The organism is Achromobacter sp. F4_2707 (assembly GCF_047501535.1).
Lineage (GTDB): Bacteria > Pseudomonadota > Gammaproteobacteria > Burkholderiales > Burkholderiaceae_B > Yanghanlia.
This window is the reverse complement of the sequence record NZ_JAZDRJ010000009.1, coordinates 118070-135852: the sequence shown is the minus strand read 5'-3', so window position 1 is coordinate 135852 and position 17783 is coordinate 118070. Positions and strand designations below refer to the sequence as shown.

Annotated in this window: 17 protein-coding genes, 1 tRNA gene and 1 pseudogene; 7 read left to right on the top strand and 12 right to left on the bottom strand. The window is 56.6% G+C overall.

Features of this window, described 5'->3' with window-relative positions:
• Positions 1-95: 95 nt before the first annotated feature.
• From VRY85_RS10490 to VRY85_RS10475, 4 genes are all read left to right on the top strand, one after another.
• Entirely contained in the window at positions 96-1175 is a 1080-nt protein-coding gene (locus tag VRY85_RS10490; RefSeq protein WP_414598542.1) for an HlyD family secretion protein, read from the top strand.
• Positions 1176-1214: 39 nt separating this feature from the next.
• A complete protein-coding gene (gene rbbA, locus VRY85_RS10485; RefSeq protein WP_414598541.1) occupies positions 1215-3977 on the top strand; it encodes a ribosome-associated ATPase/putative transporter RbbA in 2763 nt (920 codons plus the stop codon).
• 1 nt (position 3978) lies between these two features.
• Entirely contained in the window at positions 3979-5106 is a 1128-nt protein-coding gene (locus tag VRY85_RS10480; RefSeq protein ID WP_414598540.1) for an ABC transporter permease, read from the top strand.
• Between the two features lie 92 nt (positions 5107-5198).
• Positions 5199-7100 carry a diguanylate cyclase gene (locus VRY85_RS10475; RefSeq protein ID WP_414598539.1) on the top strand — a complete coding sequence of 634 codons (1902 nt, stop codon included), beginning with the start codon at positions 5199-5201 and terminating at the stop codon, positions 7098-7100.
• On the opposite strand, the gene VRY85_RS10470 is transcribed toward VRY85_RS10475, so the two are convergent.
• From VRY85_RS10470 to VRY85_RS10460, 3 genes and pseudogenes are all read right to left on the bottom strand, one after another.
• Positions 7095-7538 (bottom strand): GNAT family N-acetyltransferase, encoded by a 444-nt coding sequence (locus tag VRY85_RS10470; protein WP_414598538.1) that lies wholly within the window; start codon positions 7536-7538, stop codon positions 7095-7097. The genes VRY85_RS10475 and VRY85_RS10470 overlap by 6 nt on opposite strands.
• A gap of 252 nt (positions 7539-7790) precedes the next feature.
• Positions 7791-7994 carry a hypothetical protein gene (locus VRY85_RS10465; RefSeq protein WP_414598537.1) on the bottom strand — a complete coding sequence of 68 codons (204 nt, stop codon included), beginning with the start codon at positions 7992-7994 and terminating at the stop codon, positions 7791-7793.
• A gap of 109 nt (positions 7995-8103) precedes the next feature.
• A pseudogene (locus VRY85_RS10460) lies at positions 8104-8233 on the bottom strand (methyl-accepting chemotaxis protein); the annotation flags it as partial.
• A gap of 586 nt (positions 8234-8819) precedes the next feature.
• Between VRY85_RS10460 and VRY85_RS10455 the strand changes: the two are divergent.
• Complete coding sequence (locus VRY85_RS10455) at positions 8820-10019, top strand: MFS transporter (RefSeq protein WP_414598536.1); 1200 nt, start codon at positions 8820-8822, stop codon at positions 10017-10019.
• Positions 10020-10039: 20 nt separating this feature from the next.
• Entirely contained in the window at positions 10040-10225 is a 186-nt protein-coding gene (locus tag VRY85_RS10450) for a hypothetical protein (RefSeq protein ID WP_414598535.1), read from the top strand.
• Here the strand turns inward: VRY85_RS10450 and VRY85_RS10445 are convergent.
• The 3 genes from VRY85_RS10445 to VRY85_RS10435 form a co-directional block, all read right to left on the bottom strand.
• Entirely contained in the window at positions 10222-12483 is a 2262-nt protein-coding gene (locus tag VRY85_RS10445; protein WP_414598534.1) for a diguanylate cyclase domain-containing protein, read from the bottom strand. The genes VRY85_RS10450 and VRY85_RS10445 overlap by 4 nt on opposite strands.
• A gap of 209 nt (positions 12484-12692) precedes the next feature.
• A complete protein-coding gene (locus VRY85_RS10440; RefSeq protein ID WP_414598533.1) occupies positions 12693-12908 on the bottom strand; it encodes a cold-shock protein in 216 nt (71 codons plus the stop codon).
• 337 nt (positions 12909-13245) lie between these two features.
• Positions 13246-13845: a hypothetical protein gene (locus tag VRY85_RS10435; RefSeq protein ID WP_414598532.1), complete on the bottom strand. Its 600-nt coding sequence runs from the start codon at positions 13843-13845 to the stop codon at positions 13246-13248.
• Between the two features lie 134 nt (positions 13846-13979).
• Between VRY85_RS10435 and VRY85_RS10430 the strand changes: the two genes are divergently transcribed.
• Positions 13980-14056, top strand: a tRNA-Met gene (locus tag VRY85_RS10430).
• Positions 14057-14298: 242 nt separating this feature from the next.
• On the opposite strand, the gene VRY85_RS10425 is transcribed toward VRY85_RS10430, so the two are convergent.
• From VRY85_RS10425 to VRY85_RS10400, 6 genes are all read right to left on the bottom strand, one after another.
• Positions 14299-14571 carry a helix-turn-helix domain-containing protein gene (locus VRY85_RS10425; RefSeq protein ID WP_414598531.1) on the bottom strand — a complete coding sequence of 91 codons (273 nt, stop codon included), beginning with the start codon at positions 14569-14571 and terminating at the stop codon, positions 14299-14301.
• 458 nt (positions 14572-15029) lie between these two features.
• Positions 15030-15812, bottom strand: a complete 783-nt coding sequence (locus VRY85_RS10420) for an IS3 family transposase (protein ID WP_414598530.1) — start codon at positions 15810-15812, stop codon at positions 15030-15032.
• A gap of 88 nt (positions 15813-15900) precedes the next feature.
• A complete protein-coding gene (locus tag VRY85_RS10415; protein WP_414598529.1) occupies positions 15901-16419 on the bottom strand; it encodes a transposase in 519 nt (172 codons plus the stop codon).
• Between the two features lie 395 nt (positions 16420-16814).
• Positions 16815-17099, bottom strand: a complete 285-nt coding sequence (locus VRY85_RS10410; RefSeq protein WP_414598528.1) for a type II toxin-antitoxin system RelE/ParE family toxin — start codon at positions 17097-17099, stop codon at positions 16815-16817.
• On the bottom strand, positions 17096-17341 hold the full coding sequence (locus tag VRY85_RS10405) for a type II toxin-antitoxin system ParD family antitoxin (protein WP_414598527.1): 246 nt from the start codon (positions 17339-17341) through the stop codon (positions 17096-17098). Before VRY85_RS10405 ends, VRY85_RS10410 begins: the two co-directional genes overlap by 4 nt.
• 122 nt (positions 17342-17463) lie before the next feature.
• On the bottom strand, positions 17464-17700 hold the full coding sequence (locus VRY85_RS10400; RefSeq protein WP_414598526.1) for a type II toxin-antitoxin system CcdA family antitoxin: 237 nt from the start codon (positions 17698-17700) through the stop codon (positions 17464-17466).
• Positions 17701-17783 lie beyond the last annotated feature (83 nt).

Below are 17783 nucleotides of genomic sequence, written 5' to 3'. Positions count from 1 at the left end.
ACGCCCTCCTACTCTGTAACGTCCTGCGGATATACTGGAAGCCGCGAGGCGCAGGGGCTGCGCTTCATCCTCGTTCCAATTTCCAAGGCAGTCGCATGGCCACGAAGCATAAGAAATCCAAGGTTTATTTGATTGTTATCGCGCTGTTGGCGCTGGCTCTGCTGGGCTGGTACGGCTGGCAGGGCATACAAGAAAACGGCCCCGGGCCGGGTTTTGCCAGTGGTAACGGGCGAATCGAAGCTACCGAAGTCGATGTAGCCACCAAGTTGGCAGGCCGTATTGAAGAAATCCTTGTAAAAGAAGGCGATTTCGTACAAGAGGGGCAGGCGCTGGCCCGGATGCAGGTCACGACGCTGGAAGCCCAATTGGCAGAGGCGGAGGCGTCTCGCCAAGAAGCAGAGCATGCCGTGGCGGCGGCCAAGGCACAGATCGCTCTGCGCCAAAGCGATGTGGCGGCAGCGCAAGCCCTTGTCATGCAGCGCCAGGCTGAGCTGGATGCTGCCAATCAGCGCCTGAAGCGTTCGCAGTCTCTGGCGGGCCAGGGGGCTACTTCCCGCCAGCAATTAGATGACGACCGTACAGGTGCCTTGGGTGCAGAAGCCGCCCTGACGGCTGCCCGTGCCCAGGTTGTTGCTGCCGAAGCGGCAGTGCAGGCCGCCGAGGCCCAGCATATTGGCGCGGAATCCCGCGCACGCGCAGCCGCGGCGACGGTGGCCCGCGTTGAGGCCGATATTGCCGACTCTATTTTGCGGGCACCACGAACAGGACGGGTACAGTTTTTGATTGCTCAAGCGGGCGAGGTGCTGGCCCCTGGGGGCAAAGTGCTGAATCTGGTGGATCTATCCGATGTCTATATGACGTTTTTCCTGCCCGAAGTACAAGCGGGCCGCCTGGCGCTGGGCGGCGAGGCGCGCATCATTCTCGATACTGCACCACAGTTTGTGATCCCAGCGGAAATCAGCTTTGTTGCCAGCACGGCGCAGTTCACCCCAAAAACCGTGGAAACGGCTACGGAGCGGCAAAAGCTGATGTTCCGTGTGCGTGCACGCATTCCCCCCACCTTGCTTGAGCAATATTTGGAATACGTCAAAACCGGTTTGCCCGGCATCACCTGGGTCAAAGTGGATGACACGGCCGATTGGCCCGAGGAACTGACCCCGAACATCGGGCAATAAGGGTAAGGGGGCGGACCTTTGAACGACGGAACTCAAGCGATGAGCAGTCCGGGAGACCACACGTCCCACAGGCCGACTTCAGCCTCTCCAGGGTCTGTGGCGACACTACGTGACGTCAGTCTGCACTATGGCAAAACCGTAGCACTGGATGGCGTATCACTAGACATTCCTGCGGGCTGCACCACCGGCCTGATCGGCCCCGACGGGGTGGGTAAATCCAGCCTGCTGGCTTTGATTGCCGGTGCTCGCCGTATTCAGGAGGGCAGCATACATGTGCTGGGTGGAGACATGTCGCGCAAGCGCGAGCGCAACGCCAACTGCCTGCGCATTGCCTACATGCCACAAGGTTTAGGGAAGAATCTCTACCCCACCCTATCCATAGAAGAAAACCTGCAATTCTTTGGGCGCCTGTTCGGCCACGATGCGCAGGAACGGCGCCGCCGCATTGACTCCCTGACCCGCAGCACCGACCTTTACCCCTTTCTTGCCCGCCCGGCGGGGAAGCTATCCGGGGGTATGAAGCAGAAGCTGGGGCTATGCTGCGCCCTGATTCACGACCCTGATTTACTGATACTGGATGAACCCACCACAGGGGTTGACCCTTTGGCCCGCGCCCAGTTCTGGGATTTAATCGCCCGGATTCGCGGTGAGCGCGAAGGCATGAGTGTGCTGGTGGCCACGGCCTATATGGACGAGGCCCAGCGTTTTGATCATCTGGTTGCGATGGATGCAGGGCGTGTTTTGGCAACCGGCAGCCCGCAGGAACTGTTGGAACGCACATCCAGCACTTCTTTGGAAGAAGCCTTCATCGCCCTGCTGCCCGAAGAGCAAAAACGCGGCCACCGTGCGGTGGAGATTCCCCCGCTGGTCGACGACAGCGACGCCGAAATCGCCATTGAAGCCGAAGGCCTGACAATGCGCTTTGGCGACTTCGTGGCCGTGGATAACGTGAGCTTTCGCATCCGGCGCGGCGAGATCTTTGGTTTTCTGGGCTCCAATGGCTGCGGCAAAACCACGACCATGAAGATGCTAACGGGCCTGTTACCCGCGTCCGAAGGCCGGGCCTGGCTGTTTGGCCGCGAAGTGGACCCAAACGACATGGCCACCCGCGCCCGAGTCGGCTATATGTCGCAGTCGTTCTCTTTATATGGAGAGCTCACGGTTCACCAGAACCTGCTGCTGCATGCCCGCCTGTTCCACGTACCGCAGGAACACCGCGCCGAACGCATTGAAACCATGTTGGAACGCTTCGGCCTGCTCGATGTACGCGACGAGTTGCCTGCCAAACTGCCCCTTGGCATACGGCAGCGGCTTTCACTGGCCGTGGCCATGGTGCACAAGCCAGAAATCCTCATTCTGGATGAACCCACCTCAGGCGTTGACCCCGTTGCCCGCGACGCTTTCTGGCGCCACCTGGTGGAATTGTCGCGGCGCGACCAAGTCACCATTTTCATTTCCACCCACTTCATGAATGAAGCGGAACGCTGTGACCGCATGTCCATGATGCACGCAGGCAAGGTGCTCGACAGCGACCGCCCCGCAGCCTTGGTGGAAAAACGCGGCGCCCGCAACCTGGAAGACGCCTTTATCGGCTACCTGCTTGAAGCCAGCGAAAGCGACGCACCAACGGGGTCTGTCCCGGTTTTGGAAACCAAAACCGGGACAGACCCCATTAAGTCGCCCTCGTTCAGTTTGGGGCGGCTGTTGAGCTACTGTTGGCGCGAGTCGCTGGAGCTGCGCCGCGACCCTATTCGAGCCACGCTGGCTCTGGCGGGTTCTTTGATTTTGATGCTGGTAATTGGCTTCGGTATCAGCCTGGATGTCGAAGACCTGAGCTTTGCAGTGCTGGACCGCGACCAAACCACGCTCAGCCACAGTTATTCACTCAGTTTATCGGGTTCACGCTACTTTACGGAAAAGCCCCCCATTACCGACTACGCCGACCTGGACCGCCGCATGCGCAGTGGCGAAATTTCTCTGGCTATAGAAATACCGCCGGGCTTTGGGCGGGACATCAAACGCGGCACGCCCACACAGATTGGCGCGTGGGTGGATGGGGCCATGCCTTCGCGCGCGGAAACGCTGCGCGGCTATGTGGAAGGCATTCATACCCACTGGCTGGCAGAAACCTTCCCTCAAATTGTGGGCGCCAGCATCGCCCCCAATGTTGAAACCCGCTTCCGCTACAACCCCGACGTACGCAGCCTGCCCGCCATGGTGCCGGCGGTCATCCCCTTGTTGTTGATGATGCTGCCTGCCATGCTCGCAGCGCTTTCGGTCGTGCGGGAAAAAGAGTTGGGCTCTATCACTAATCTGTACGTAACCCCTGTAACCCGAACTGAGTTTCTGATCGGCAAGCAGATTCCCTACGTCGGCCTTGCCATGGTGAACTATCTGGCCATGTGTCTGTTGGCCGTCACCCTGTTTGATGTGCCCATGACGGGCAGTTTTCTTGTGCTCACCGCCGCAACCTTTATTTACGTTGTGTGCTCCACCGGGATTGGGCTGCTGTTTTCCGCCCTGACCCGCAGCCAGATTGCCGCACTCTTTCTCACCATGATAGGCACGCTCCTACCCGCCGTACAGTATTCGGGGCTGATGAACCCGGTGTCGGCCATGGAAGGCGGGGCCCGCTTGATTGGCGAAATCTACCCTTCCACCCATATGTTCGTGATTAGCCGCGGGGTGTTCAACAAGGCGCTAGGCATGGCTGAACTGCATGACTACTTCTGGCCGCTGATCATCGCTGTGCCGGTCATCCTGGGCCTGGCGATACTGATGCTGAAAAAGCAGGAGGCCTGAGATGAAACGGCACCTACTGAATATATGGAATCTGGGCGTCAAGGAATTGTGGAGCTTGTGGCGAGAACCCGTGATGCTGATCCTGATTGTCTACCTGTTCACCGTCGCGCTGTATACGGCCGCCACCGCCATACCTGAAACGCTGCATAACTCAGTGATCGCGATCGTGGACGAAGACCGATCTCCTCTTTCCACTCGCGTCACATCCGCCTTCTACCCGCCGCACTTCTTACCGCCAGTCATGGTCACTCATGCGGACATTGACCCTGGCATGGACGCAGGCGAATACACTTTCGCACTCACCATCCCGTCTGGTTTCCAACGCGACACATTGGCTGGCGACACCCCGTCACTTCAGTTGAATGTCGACGCCACGCGTATGTCGCAAGCCTTTACCGGCAGCGGATACATTCAAAAAATCGTCACTGATGAAGTGCGTGAATTCGTGGCCAGCCACCGGGCCGCGCAAACGCCTCCTGTCGATCTAGCCTTGCGTATGCGCTTCAACCCAACCCTGGAGCCCGCCTGGTTCGGCAGCGTCATGGAAATCGTCAACTCCATTACGATGCTGTCTATTATTCTGACGGGGGCCGCACTGATACGAGAGCGCGAACACGGCACTATCGAGCACCTGCTGGTCATGCCCGTCACCCCCACCGAAATCATGATTGCCAAAGTCTGGTCGATGGGGCTGGTGGTGCTGATCGCCACCACGGTTTCCATGACGCTGGTCGTGCGTGGCGCTTTGGGCGTGCCCATAGAAGGGTCGCTACTGCTGTTTTTTATAGGAGTGGGGCTTTCCCTATTCGCCACCACATCCATGGGCATCTTCCTGGCCACGGTGGCCCGCAGCATGCCGCAATTTGGGCTGCTGCTGGTTCTTACGCTGCTGCCGCTGCAATTGCTTTCCGGCGGCTCGACCCCGCGCGAAAGCATGCCGGAACTGGTTCAGACCATTATGCTTGCGGCGCCGACCACCCATTTCGTCAGCTTAAGCCAAGCCGTGCTCTATCGCGGTGCTGGGCTGGAAACAGTCTGGCCCTCGTTTCTGGCCTTGTTCCTGATTGGCGCGGTGCTCTTTACCTACTCGCTCAGACGCTTCCGTCACACCTTGGCTCGTATGACATAAAGTATCTAATTATTACATAATGTTATTATTAGAAATCTCTAATTAAATATTCATCGACCATGCCAACTTAGCAGGCAGGTCGGCTTTCCCCCATGCAGACAGCTACCCTGCTTGCTAGGCAAGCCCGCTTACAACGCTTGGCATTAACGGCTTTTTTACTTGTACTCAGTGGTATGGTCGCGCTATCCATCTTTATGGATTACCGCCAGGAACGCAGCACTGAAAGCCAGAGTCTAGTCACGCAAGCCCAAATCGTATCGGCGAATATCGAAATACACGTCACGAGCGTGGACCGAGTGCTTGAAGAAATTCTTGCCATGCAATATTTCACTGATCTGGAGCAGCAGCGTGACCACATGCAATCCCTGGTCAATGCCATGCCTCTGATCCGCTCCATCAGCATCCTCGATGCAAATGGCATACAAGTCATCGGCACACGCGACTCCAGCAACCAGGGCAACTTTAGCGGCCGCCCCTATTTTCGCAACGTCCTTGCCGACCCTCAGCCCTTGCGGCTGTATGTATCGACCCCTTATATCAACGTTAGCGGAGATTTAACGATCTCCTTCAGCAAGGCCATTCATGATAGAAGCGGGCGCTTCGTCGGAGTTGTTGCCGCCACGGTTAACCCGGACTATATAAAAGGCTTGATGCAATCCACGCTGTATGCCCCCGATATGTGGGCAGCCCTGCGCCATAAGGACAGCCGTGCCGCCATTCGCGTTGGGGGTGGCGGTGCGGCGGTACAACGCCATGACCCTCTGGCCATGGTGGGCGACAATCTCGAACCCCTCCCCCTGCCGCCACCGCTTTCGACCAATGAGTCTAGATTCATGCTGCTTGAAGGCGCTGACTCCCCCCAACTGACAGCGGCCAGCGCCATTGCAGGCTATTCGTCCATGGCCCCCTTGCCGCTACAAGTGGTGACCGGCCGCGACTTCCACTCGATCCTGGCTGAATGGCGCCGTTTCGCCTATGTCCAAGGCGGCCTGTTGTTGCTGTTTATTGTCATCACATCAGCCGGGCTGCTGTTTATCCAAAAGCGACGTCTTGGATATGCCATGCGGCGGCGCGACTATGTCCGCCGTATCCGGCACGACCAACGACGTTTGCAGGCACAAGAACAGGATTACCGGATCATTGTCGAACGCACCACTACGTGCATTATTCGGCTCGACTCCAACGGCAAACTATCTTATGCCAACCCTGCGTTTTGTAATTTGTTCGACATCGCTGGTGCTGATATCAGCAAGCTAAGCTTTTCCAGCCTGATGGCGCAAGAAGACACCAAAACGGCACAACAAAGCGTGTGTGCGACTTTAAAACACGCTGCCGAGCAGCAGTTGCGTACAAGATGCCTGACACCCAACGGCACCCCGCACATAGAATGGACCTTGTGCCCCGTCATCACCCCAAACCAAGCCGTGAACAATATCATCGCCATTGGCCATGATATTTCAGCCCATATCAGCCTGAACGAAAAGCTGCGCAACTTGGCCGAACGCGACGGGCTGACGGGCATTTTCAATCACCGCTACTTCAAGGAGGCGGCGGCCGGCCAAATAATACAGTCTCGCCATAACACGCAAGCCTTGTCCTTGATCGCATTCGACCTCGACCATTTCAAACGGGTCAATGATACATACGGACACCAGGCGGGAGACCTAGCTTTGCAGATCTCTGCCCGGAAAATGAGCGAAGCATGCCGGGAGCAGGACATTCCCGCGCGGGTCGGTGGGGAAGAGTTTGCCATTCTATTGCCCGCCACCTCGTTGGAGCACGCCATGCTAGTAGCACAACGGCTGCGCGTCACGATTCAGAACACCCCCATCCCCCTCGAAGACGGTGCTGAGTTCCACCTAACGGCCTCTATGGGTGTTGCGACGCTGGGGCCGGACGAAACCTTTGAAAGCCTGAGCAAACGCGCAGACCAAGCACTTTACAGCGCCAAACAGAATGGCCGCAATCGCGTGGAAGCGGCTGCTCCTTTATAGCGCCCGCCGCATCATGATGTGTTCAATACCGGCGTCTAAAAATACCGAGCCGTGCGCTTCAAAGCCATGCGCAGCATAAAAAGGCCGGGCTGAAACTTGAGCGGCCAGCACGACCTGCGGGAGACCCCGTCGCCGGGCTTCCTCCATAAGCCGCGTCAGTAGCAAAGAACCCAGCCCCTTACCCCGCTGTGATCGCCGCACAGCCATGCGCCCAATATGGCCGTCCGGCAATAAACGCCCCGTGCCCACCGGCTCACCATTGGCTGCATAGGCGACCGCATGCACGCATACGGCATCGTGTTCATCCTGCTCGTCTTGCACCGGCACTTTCTGCTCAACAACAAAGACTTCATGACGAATCGCGCTGGCATCCGCACTGCAGGCCTCCCAGTCGCCTAGCGTCACCCGATACCCTTCCAGAACCTTTGAGCCCTTCACCGTTTCGCCTCTCTGTTTTGACACATCATCTACGAAATCAGCAATATAGCGTGAGCATTTTCACGCTAGGGTAAATACCTATTTCAGGGATAGAACATCAGGCTAAACTGGCATTGCCGTCAAGGGATGGCGAGCGGCTTGAAGCCCTCTTATCGCACTATTCAATAGTGCACCACTGCCGCAACGGCAGTAAGGCCCCGCCTCAATGGCGGGGCCTTCTATTATTGGCTTCAGTTTCCCGCAAATTCTTGGTCAGGTCAGCAAACTGAACCTTTCCCCAGCATCCAACCGCTGCCGTTCATCCGCCCTGACGTTAAAGCGCTGTACTGAATCCACCAGCCCGACCGTCGCCTGCTCCAATTGCAGCATCGAGTCGTCTGCCAGGCCCAATCGCCCCAGGTTCTCATGCGCGATGGCGCTAATTTCCTTCACGATGCGGCCAATCTCGTTAATCAACTCACCTTGCTGCTCGCTTGCCTGGCGGCTTTCAGCAATTACGGCGGTAAGCTGCGAAATTCCCCCAGCAGGCGGCTCATAACATGCTCAGCAGCCTGGATGCGCGCGCTCCCTTGGCTGACCTGTGCGCTCGACACGTCAATCAGCGCACGGATCTCTTTCGCTGCGTCGGCACAGCGTTGCGCCAAAGAGCGCACTTCACCGGCCACCACCGAAAACCCTCTGCCTTCCGGCCCGGCTGTTTGCAAGAATGGTATCGACGGCGTGTTCCGCCCCTACCACCATGGACGCCTGACGCCTGACGCCCGACCCCCTGCCGAACTTGCGATGTGATGCCGGTGATGTTGCGCAACAGCTCATCAGTCAGCACCGCATTGCTGCGGACTTGACCAACGGCCCCGCTAAGCGATTGCAGTGTGCCAGACAGGGATTGCGCCCCCACGCTGCGGTACGCCACGCTATCGACATGGAGATCGATTGTGCCGTCCTCTGCACTGGCCATACTCGCTACCATCTGCTGCAGCTCGCCCGCTTGTACGGCATCACGCTGCAACCACACAGCGATATAGGTAAGCCCCACAGCAGGGGCAGCATCACCCGATCCGCGCGTTGATAGTGCGCAGACAATAGGGAATGGGTACTCGCCATCCGAAATCACCTGTATATAAAACTAAAGCCGCTTTAAGCGGGGCCGTTATATTAGAAGATTCTTGATAATTGAGACGGTAGAGTTTTGCAATTCATAACTATTCGCCCTTCTAACCGCCCTCTGCGACGCACTGCGGTAAGATTGCTGCTTTCTCCTGCCTGAGCCATCACGTCTGCATGAACACCGCCGCCCACCCCACCCCTTATATCCGCACACTTTATGTGGGCGCCTTCGTTGTTTTGCTGGCTCTGGGTGTGCGAGCCACCTTCGGGCTTTTCATGCCCGTCATGGGCGTTGACAAAGGGTGGGGGCGCGATGTCTTTTCCCTGGCTTTCGCCATTCAGAACCTGGTGTGGGGGGTAAGCGCGATTTTCATGGGTATGCTGGCGGATCGCTATGGCTCGGGCCGCACCATCGCCTTAGGCGCTTTGCTTTACATGTTGGGCATGCTGGGCATGCGCTATTCCACCGATGAGCTCTCGCTCTACCTCACAGCAGGAGTGCTTGTCGGCCTTGGGCAAGGAGGCACGACCTTTCCAATTATCATGCCTGTGGTCGCTCGGGCGGTGCCGCTCGCTTACCGTAGCACTGCCATGGGGATCGCCGCATCGGGCGGCTCTCTCGGCCAGTTTCTGGTTGTCCCCGGCGGCCAGATGTTAATTTCCAATCTGGATTGGACAGGCGCGCTGTGGGTGCTGTCGCTGTGTATCGCCATCGGCCTTCCCCTGTCCACGTTTCTTACCGGCAAACCAGAAGGGAGCCGCAGCAGCCAATCGCTCAGCAGTGCAATACACCAGGCTCTTACGCATAAATCCTTTCATTTCCTGTTTTGGAGCTATGCGGTGTGCGGCTTTCATACCGCATTCATCACATTGCACCTGCCTGCGTACCTGATGGATGGCGGCTTGTCTGCCACCCACGGCGCCACTGCTATCGCCCTGATTGGCCTGTTCAACGTAGCTGGGTGCTATTACGCAGGCAGCCTTGGAGGCCGCTATAGCAAAAAGGCGCTTCTGGCCTGGATCTATTTTCTACGCGCCTTCGGCATTCTTCTTCTGATCTCCCTACCCCCCTCACCCATGGTGACTTACGTGTTTGCCGCCTGGATGGGGCTTTTCTGGTTGGGAACCGTGCCCCTGACCCAAGGGCTGATCGGGCAGATCTACGGCCTGCGCTATGCGGCCACCTTGTCCGGCATCGTCTTTCTGGGGCACCAGATCGGCAGCTTCATCGGCGTCACCATGGGTGGTTACGCCTATCAGGCGACAGGAAGCTATACACTGGTGTGGTGGGTGGGCATTGTGCTGGCTGTGGTGGCTGCGATTCTATGCCTGCCCATCAAGGAAGAAACGCTCGCTCAGCCCGCCGCAGCATAAACCCCTGAAGGAATCTGGTCATGCCTTTTTCTTCGTCGCCCGAAGCATCGCATTCTGAAGCGCCTCCCGCTCATCGCCCCGGGCGGGTGTGGCGGGTAGCCCGCGTGCTGATACTGCTTGCCGTACTGGGGCTGGCTTTTGTCGGCCATTTGTCGCCCGCCATGAAGCTGCAATGGGAAAACCTCATGGCGCTGTGCGGCTTTTAATCAGCCGCGTCGCCCGTATCAGCCGTTTCGCTCAGCCAGGCATAGCGATTCCGCCCTGTGCCCTTGGCGACATACATGCCCCGATCGGCATGTTGGATTAAATCCCCCAGTTTCAGCGCGTCGTCGGGGTAGATGCCAATCCCGATGCTGACTGTAATCGAGAAACGCTGGTCAGCCACTCCCACCGGCGTCTGGCAGCTTTCTATCAGTCGCATGGCCAGGCGTTCGACTTCCTCATAGCTCTCGATACGCTTCATCAACACCACGAATTCATCCCCGCCCTGCCGGTAAAGGCTGTCGTTGGAGCGCAGGCGGGCCGACAGACGATTCGTGATCGCCACCAGTAATTGATCCCCCACCGCGTGGCCATGCTCATCGTTGACCTGCTTGAAACCATCGAGGTCAAGGTACAGCACGGCCACTTTATGGCCTGCCGCACCCGCCCTCAGCAGCGCCTGACGCCCGACCAGATCCAGCCGACGCCGGTTTGGCAGGCTGGTCAGCGCATCATGCTGGGCAAGATGGATCATCTTGTTGGCCATAGCACGCACAGGGCCGCTGTCATGGAAAACAACCACCGCGCCCAGCACCTGGCCCTGCTCGTTCAGAATGGGCGCAGCGGAATTTTCAATATGCATGCGTTCGCCGGCACGGCTTACCAGCACCAGCTCTATCTTGTTTCTGGAAGCCCGCCGACTGCTGAGCACCTCCTGCAAGGGGCACTGGCCAATGCCCTCGCCCGTGGCGGACTCCACCTGCATGACTTCTTCCATGCGTTTTTCACGGGCCTCTTCCAGGCTCCAGCCCGTCATGGCTTCGGCAGCGGGATTCAAATACCGCACCCTCCCCTCATGGTTGGTGGTAATCACGCCATCCTTGATGGATTCCAGAATCACCCGGAAACGTTCTTTTTCCTCAAACAGCGCCATTTCCGTGGCTTTGCGCGCTGAAATATCGGTAACCAGAAGGAAGAGCCCCTTTACTTCGCCATCTTCCTTGTCGGGAATCAGCGTGGTCAGGGTGTGACGCAAGGCGCCGTCGGCATCGACCAGATCGTGTTCAAACACCTGGGGTTCACCCGCCAGCGCCGCATCCAGGTAAGGCTGTGCGAAAAGTTTGTCAGTTTTCGTAACCTCGCTGACATGGCGCCCCACCATGTCTCCGGGCGCCAGCCCCAGCCACTGCTGGTGGGCAATATTGGCCATGCGGTTGACAAGCTGTTTATCCCAGTAGGCTACCAGCGCCGGCAGGCTGTCCACGATGGTGCGCAGTTCCCGTTCCGCCTGCCCCAGCCGTTGAGAAGTGCGGCGATGAGCCCTTAAATGCTGCTCGGCGAATATGGCCAGAAACACGCAAGCGGCCATCAGGGCCAGCGTGGCGCTTCCCAGCCACAGAGCATTGCGCTGCCAGTTCCCCAGTATGGTCTGAGAGGATTGCGCCACATTGATAATGATCGGATAACGGTTGAGTGTGCGGAACACATACAGACGCTCAATCTCGTCAATGGCGGCAATGCCGGTGAAACTGCCCTGCTTTTCCCTGGCAAAACGCTCGAAATTGGGTGTGCCCTTCAGCGACACCCCGAGATACTCACCTGTATACGGGAAGCGCACCAGCACGCTGCCATTGCTTGAAAAAACATTGATGCCGCTGTCGGCGCCCAGTTCAAAAGAAGAAAACAGCTCGTACAAGACAGACAGCTTCAGCGTCTGGACAATCACGCCGCCAAAGCTGCCATCGGGAAGGTTCCAGCGGCGGCTCATCGGCACGCTGGGCCGGTTGTCCATTGCGGAAAGAAACGGCGCGCCGATAAAAAAACCGGCATCCGCGTGATCGCGGTGGGCTGTGAAGTAAGGGCGACCGCCAAAGCCCCAATCGCCCGGCGGCGGCGAACCAGAGGCCGCAAGAACATTGCCCTGGTTGTCCAGCACCAGCTGGTGTCCAAAACCGTTTTCGGGCACTGCGGCGAATAACAGGGTGTCGGGCGGCACCGTCAAAGCCGCATTCATGCCTGTTCTGCCGTGGCCCGCTGCCGCTTCCATCACCACGACAGAGTGCCGCAATGAACGATCAGCGGTTTCGAACGTGCTTTCCAGCGCATGCCCTACCGTGAACAGCAGGTTGGTGTTCGCTGTCTGGGCCCGCTGCCAGGTAGAGGAACGCGATTCCAGCAGCTGAATGAAAACCAGAACCCCGATACCCAACGCGATAACCGCCGAAAACTGCAGTAATCGCGACTTCAACCATCTTGATGGCATTCATTCCACCAATCGATATGAACAAAAGACATCATTTTAGGGCAGGATAGCATCCAATAAGCTATCTAGATTGGCGGAGATGGGGGTAAAAACACGCTATAACCCGCAAATACACAAACACCCCGGAAGGCCTAAGCCACCGGGGTGTTTGAATCGAGGCGCTTTACGCCATAAAGCCCAGCTTATTCAAACCAGGCTTATTTCAAGCTTTATGCAGCCTGAATCGACTTGGCTTGAGGACCTTTTTGGCCCATGCCGGAAACGAAAGAAACACGCTGGTTCTCTTCCAAGGAACGATGGCCTTCGCCAACGATTTCCGTGTAGTGAGCGAAAAGGTCTTTACCACCCGCTTCGGGGGTGATGAAGCCAAAGCCCTTTTCATTGTTGAACCACTTGACGATACCGAACTCTTTTTGAGTGCTCATGTTAATACTCCTGTTGATGTTGAGCGGAAATGCTCGGGCAGGACACCAGGCGTATACAGGCACTCATCGGCACATGATGTTGTGCTAACTGATCCAAATAACTAACCTAAATATTCACTTGCCAACAGCAGAGTAACCGGGCGGCACGTTGCGGTCAATGATTATCGTGCAAGATTTTGTGTTTGTGCACAATCTCGGACACACGGGCCGGAATTCCGCACCAAATAGCGCTTTCTTGGATCGGCACTTTCTTAGTTTCATATGCCGCACTTCATTGCACCATCAATAACCAAACTTGCTCGAAAGTTCGGACAGCGCGCATTCGAAGGATCGGGCATCACGCATATTTCAACACCTGCCCTTTTTCCGCCTCTTCAAAAATGCGACGCACGCGGTCCTGCCAAGCTGCAGCAAAGGCCGCTTTCTGTTCCTGCGTGGCCTCTTTATCCATCGCCATAAACAATCGAGGCATGAGATCTGACGGCGAGGGCACCTGCGATGCGTCAAAACTCACTGTCACAGCCTGGCCTGTGTCGACGCGCTCGAAGCGGATATCACCGTCGATAGGTTGATCAAAACTCATAAGGCCGCGCCGGACAAAGCGCCCGCGCAAGCCCTTGAAACCGGTATCCTCGGTAGCGCCCGTCAAAAATGTCACTACCCCGGCAATCACGCCGGTAACGCCTTCGGCGGCATTTTTCTGAAACCGGACAGCAACCTCACCGCGTATGGGGGTGTCATCGCCGTACAACCGCTTGAGCGCCCCCACCGTCATCAGCCAGGCGCCAGCCACCGTCGGGCACGAATGCCCTGTCAGCTTCACCACCTCGGCAAATGAATACTCGATCAATCCATCCTCGGCCGCCCCCAAAAACCGCGCCAATGGATCGCGCAAGATAACGGTAGGAATCGTGTCAAAAAAAGCCGGATAAGCCATCGCCCATAACCCTGAATATTTCTGTACAACCCACTGTACTGCAGGCGCTGCCATAGAACCGGATAAGCCCGCTTGAAAACATGGGTTCTTGCTGCTTGCATTCTAAAAAAACGTCTGTTATAGTTGCGTTCTTTGGCGCATTAGCTCAGCCGGTTAGAGCGACGGAATCATAATCCGCAGGTCCCCTGTTCGAATCAGGGATGCGCCACCAAGAATATCAAGCACTTACGCCAACCTCTCGGGGTTGGCGTTTTGCTTTCTGCTATTTGTGTAAGCACTTTGTAAACACTTTTACACAACGTGCAACTACGCAGTGACTGCATCGCACACTGCTATCTCACCGATTCCCCCCCATCCTGCCGGGTCTCTCAGAGTAGGAACTGAGCCTCCCGGACTCTCGCCAATGACAATTGCGTGGAGGAAGCCGTTGCGCTACAGCGCAATATGGTCGGCCTACGTTTCGTCTGATGCGTCACTCGGCAACTCCGCCGACCCGGCAGCGAGTAAATCAATCACATCGACTTCCAGAGCCTGTGCGATGCGCTCGAGCCCGTCAATACTGATATTCGTCACACACCGTTCAAGCTGGGACACGTAGGTCCTATGAAAGTCTGCCAGCTCTGCCATACGCTCCTGACTGAGGCCGCGCTCCATACGCAGACGCTTCAAATTCGTCGCAATTCTGGCGCGTGCGTTAGTCGGCGAAGTGGCAATACTTTTGTTCATCCGCGTAGAGTGGCGCACTACTGCTTTATCTACTACAGTATGTAACTCTACTGTTTTTAAATCTCATAAAGTCCAAATGAAGAACGCTTTGCTGGCTTGCATGCTCCCCTTCACACTTTCCGCATGTGTATCCACTACACAAGTTGCGCAAATAGATAGGGACACTTATGTGGTTTCGTCTTCATCTACCAGCGCTCTTGTCGGCACCCAGAGCCTGTTGTCTAACTCTGCCGCAACAGCGCGACAATATTGTTCGGAGCAAGGCATGGAGATGATGCAAGAAGGAGACCGCGTCATCGGAACAGGTGTCAACCGTCGAGAATTCATGTTTTATTTTCGCTGCGTAAAACGCTCGAGCTAAAAAGGCTCGCGGCACCCTGTCACCAGCAACCTTGCCTGTAAGAACAATCATGGCCCGGGAAATCTGAATCGAACCGGGAATCGCGGAGGCTGTTTGGTTAAAGTAAAACAGGTTCCGCAGCGGGTGCTGCAAGTTGTCGATAGTACCTTTCTTCGGCTTCTGCCGGCGGGATGTCTCCGATCGATTCCAGCAGGCGTTGATGGTTGAACCAAGACACCCATTCCAGGGTGGCCAGTTCCACGGCGGCCTTGGTTTTCCAAGGCGCCCTGCGGTGAATCACTTCCGTTTTGTACAGACCGTTGATTGTCTCGGCCAGTGCGTTGTCGTAGGCACTGCCCGTGCTACCGACTGACGGGTTGATTCCGGCTTCGCTTAGCCGGTCGGAATAGCGAATCGAAACGTATTGAGCCCCCCTGACGGAATGAAGTAGGGGACCGTCCGTCCCTGTGCATTTCCCTGCGGCTTTCTTGAGCATATTAATGACCAGTGAGAAATCGGGTCGATTGCTGGTCTGGTAAGCCACGATTTCACCATTGTAGAGGTCCATAACCGGCGACAAATACAGCTTCTTGCCTGCCACGGCAAACTCGGTCACGTCCGTCACCCATTTCTGGTTTGCTTGCGATGCAGCAAATTCGCGGTTCAGAGAGTTGGGGGCAGCCTCACCGAGTTCGCCCCTATAAGACCTGAACTTCTTTGCGCGCACGCGCGATTTCATGCCCATTTCACTCATAAGTCGCTGTACGGCCTTATGATTGACCAGATGGCCATCACGACGGATAGTCGCCGTGATGCGACGATAACCATACAGGCCGCGATGTTCCGCATAGACGGCCTGAATTTTCGCTTTGAGCTCGTCATGTCGACCAGGCGACCGCAAAACCTTGCCTGATAATAAAACGTGCTGCGGGGCAGTTGCGCAACATGCAGCAAGTCTGTCAAGGGAAATTCATGCCTCAGTTCCAGCACTATTTGCGCCCTTTGCGCTGCGCCAATTTCTTCGCTAGAACCAAGGCACTGACTTTTTTTAAGTACGCGACCTCCGCGCGTAACCGTTGATTCTCGCGCAGTAGTCCGTCTTCCGCTGACAGCTCAGATTCTGGCGACCGAGGCGACCTCTTTTTCTTTGTCGACATCGAATGGTCCAATGATGGAAGGCTCTGCGGCGCACGAAGCTCGCCGCGTTCATGTTGTTGCTGCCATAACATGATGCTATGAGGGTTACCGATATTGTAAATAGCGCCAAGCTCACGGTAAGACAGATTTTCAGCTGCCCTACGGTGCAGCACTTCCAGTTTGAACTCTTGTGTGTATCGGCCGCGCTGACGCACGAGACCGGCACTGCCATGGTGTTGGTATGCCGCCACCCAACTTCTGACGAGGCTGTTAGCGATGCCGTATTTGGCTGCGAGGATTTTGTATCCCCCTTTGCCCGCGAGGTAGTCACGAACCACTTTCAGTTTGAACCTGAGGTCGAATTTCCTCATATGCCCTCCAACGTTGTGTCCAACTCTTGGGGGTCAGTTCAAATCCGGTGTGATTCAGTCTGGATATTTTTGGTGTGGCGGCAGTGCGCCAAAGAACCTTAGAAGACCGAGTCAAGCACTACGCCCTAAGTCGTTATCTGCGCCAATGGTTGCTTATTGATAGCACATACGAGCGTCGCAACATCTGCACTCCCGAATACACCTCTTTTGCGTGCGACCCTGTCGAAGGTCTCGGGTGCACCAAACTACTGGCACTTATCGCAGAGTGGCTCGGTAACACTCAAGGCCTAGTTGCCGTTCCGGACACCCGTATCGTCAATCATTGACGCGCAAAATACTGTACCTATGCTTAAGTACTGCATGATGCCCGTGCAGCCGCTCTGCGCCGTTGCGTCCTACAAGTGCTGTTCTGCGTCCTGCCTTTGGTGCAAGATACGGATAACGTCCAAGCGGTCGGCGTAATCCAAGAAATAGACCACATGCGAGCCGCACAGGTATTTTTGAAAGCGCGGCAGCACTGAGGGACGGCCTTGCTTTGTTCCTTTAGCCAACGCATAGCAAGTATCCCGAATCGCGTCGGTGTAGCTGTCGGCTTGGTCCGGCCCCCACCTATCGGCGGTGTAGTCCCAAATCTCGCCAAGGTCGGCTTCTGCTGCGGGCGAGAACGCAACAGCTTTCATTGGGCTTCGTGCCCTGCGCGTTTGCGAGCCTTAAAAGCCTCAAAGTCGAACGGGCGCGGCTCGCCGGATTCAAGACCGGCGTTTAGCGCGTCTTGCAGCGCCTTGACCTTTGTTTCGTGTTCTTCCAAGAGCCGCAGCCCTGCCCGGACCACATCGCTTGCAGAGCCATAGCGCCCGCCCTGGACTTGGGATTCAATAAAGCTGGTGAAGTGCTGCCCGAGGGATACGGATGTGTTTCGCATGGGTTCTCTCCTTACGGTTCTACCATTTTATATTACTTATTGGTAAATCGTCGTGTCTTTACTGCTGCCTTTGCAGGTTGCAATACCTCTATGTGAAGCATCCAAGACAACTGAGGGGAGCGTCAGAACATCCGGTACTTTGCCAGGGGCAAGCCGTGCCTTTCTACCAAATCGTTGGAACTTCTCAGCGCTTCGTCGTTTTCGGCCAACCAACGCTCAGCCATGTCGCGTGTGTCTGCCTGCACAGCTCCTGCTATTTCTGCCCGGCTGACACCTGATGCTTGGGCCTGCCCATTGTGGACTGCAGGTCGGTCGTCGCTGATGGATGCGTCATTGGACACAGGAACGTGACGCTGCATAGAACACTCATGAGAAAAGAGAAACCCGCCCTGGGAGCACTGAACCGGCGCTGATGCTACGGCATGAAGTGTGGCGGGTATTG

What these genes read in the sequence shown, in the direction of transcription:
- VRY85_RS10435 (WP_414598532.1), bottom strand. Translation starts at nt 13,845, where the DNA reads ATGGCTTATCCGGCTTTTTTTGACACGATTCCTACCGTTATCTTGCGC.
- VRY85_RS10490 (WP_414598542.1), top strand. Translation starts at nt 96, where the DNA reads ATGGCCACGAAGCATAAGAAATCCAAGGTTTATTTGATTGTTATCGCG.
- VRY85_RS10425 (WP_414598531.1), bottom strand. Translation starts at nt 14,571, where the DNA reads ATGAACAAAAGTATTGCCACTTCGCCGACTAACGCACGCGCCAGAATT.
- VRY85_RS10400 (WP_414598526.1), bottom strand. Translation starts at nt 17,700, where the DNA reads ATGCAGCGTCACGTTCCTGTGTCCAATGACGCATCCATCAGCGACGAC.
- VRY85_RS10410 (WP_414598528.1), bottom strand. Translation starts at nt 17,099, where the DNA reads ATGAAAGCTGTTGCGTTCTCGCCCGCAGCAGAAGCCGACCTTGGCGAG.
- VRY85_RS10480 (WP_414598540.1), top strand. Translation starts at nt 3,979, where the DNA reads ATGAAACGGCACCTACTGAATATATGGAATCTGGGCGTCAAGGAATTG.
- VRY85_RS10455 (WP_414598536.1), top strand. Translation starts at nt 8,820, where the DNA reads ATGAACACCGCCGCCCACCCCACCCCTTATATCCGCACACTTTATGTG.
- VRY85_RS10440 (WP_414598533.1), bottom strand. Translation starts at nt 12,908, where the DNA reads ATGAGCACTCAAAAAGAGTTCGGTATCGTCAAGTGGTTCAACAATGAA.
- VRY85_RS10445 (WP_414598534.1), bottom strand. Translation starts at nt 12,483, where the DNA reads ATGCCATCAAGATGGTTGAAGTCGCGATTACTGCAGTTTTCGGCGGTT.
- VRY85_RS10405 (WP_414598527.1), bottom strand. Translation starts at nt 17,341, where the DNA reads ATGCGAAACACATCCGTATCCCTCGGGCAGCACTTCACCAGCTTTATT.
- VRY85_RS10450 (WP_414598535.1), top strand. Translation starts at nt 10,040, where the DNA reads ATGCCTTTTTCTTCGTCGCCCGAAGCATCGCATTCTGAAGCGCCTCCC.
- VRY85_RS10475 (WP_414598539.1), top strand. Translation starts at nt 5,199, where the DNA reads ATGCAGACAGCTACCCTGCTTGCTAGGCAAGCCCGCTTACAACGCTTG.
- VRY85_RS10415 (WP_414598529.1), bottom strand. Translation starts at nt 16,419, where the DNA reads ATGAGGAAATTCGACCTCAGGTTCAAACTGAAAGTGGTTCGTGACTAC.
- rbbA (WP_414598541.1), top strand. Translation starts at nt 1,215, where the DNA reads ATGAGCAGTCCGGGAGACCACACGTCCCACAGGCCGACTTCAGCCTCT.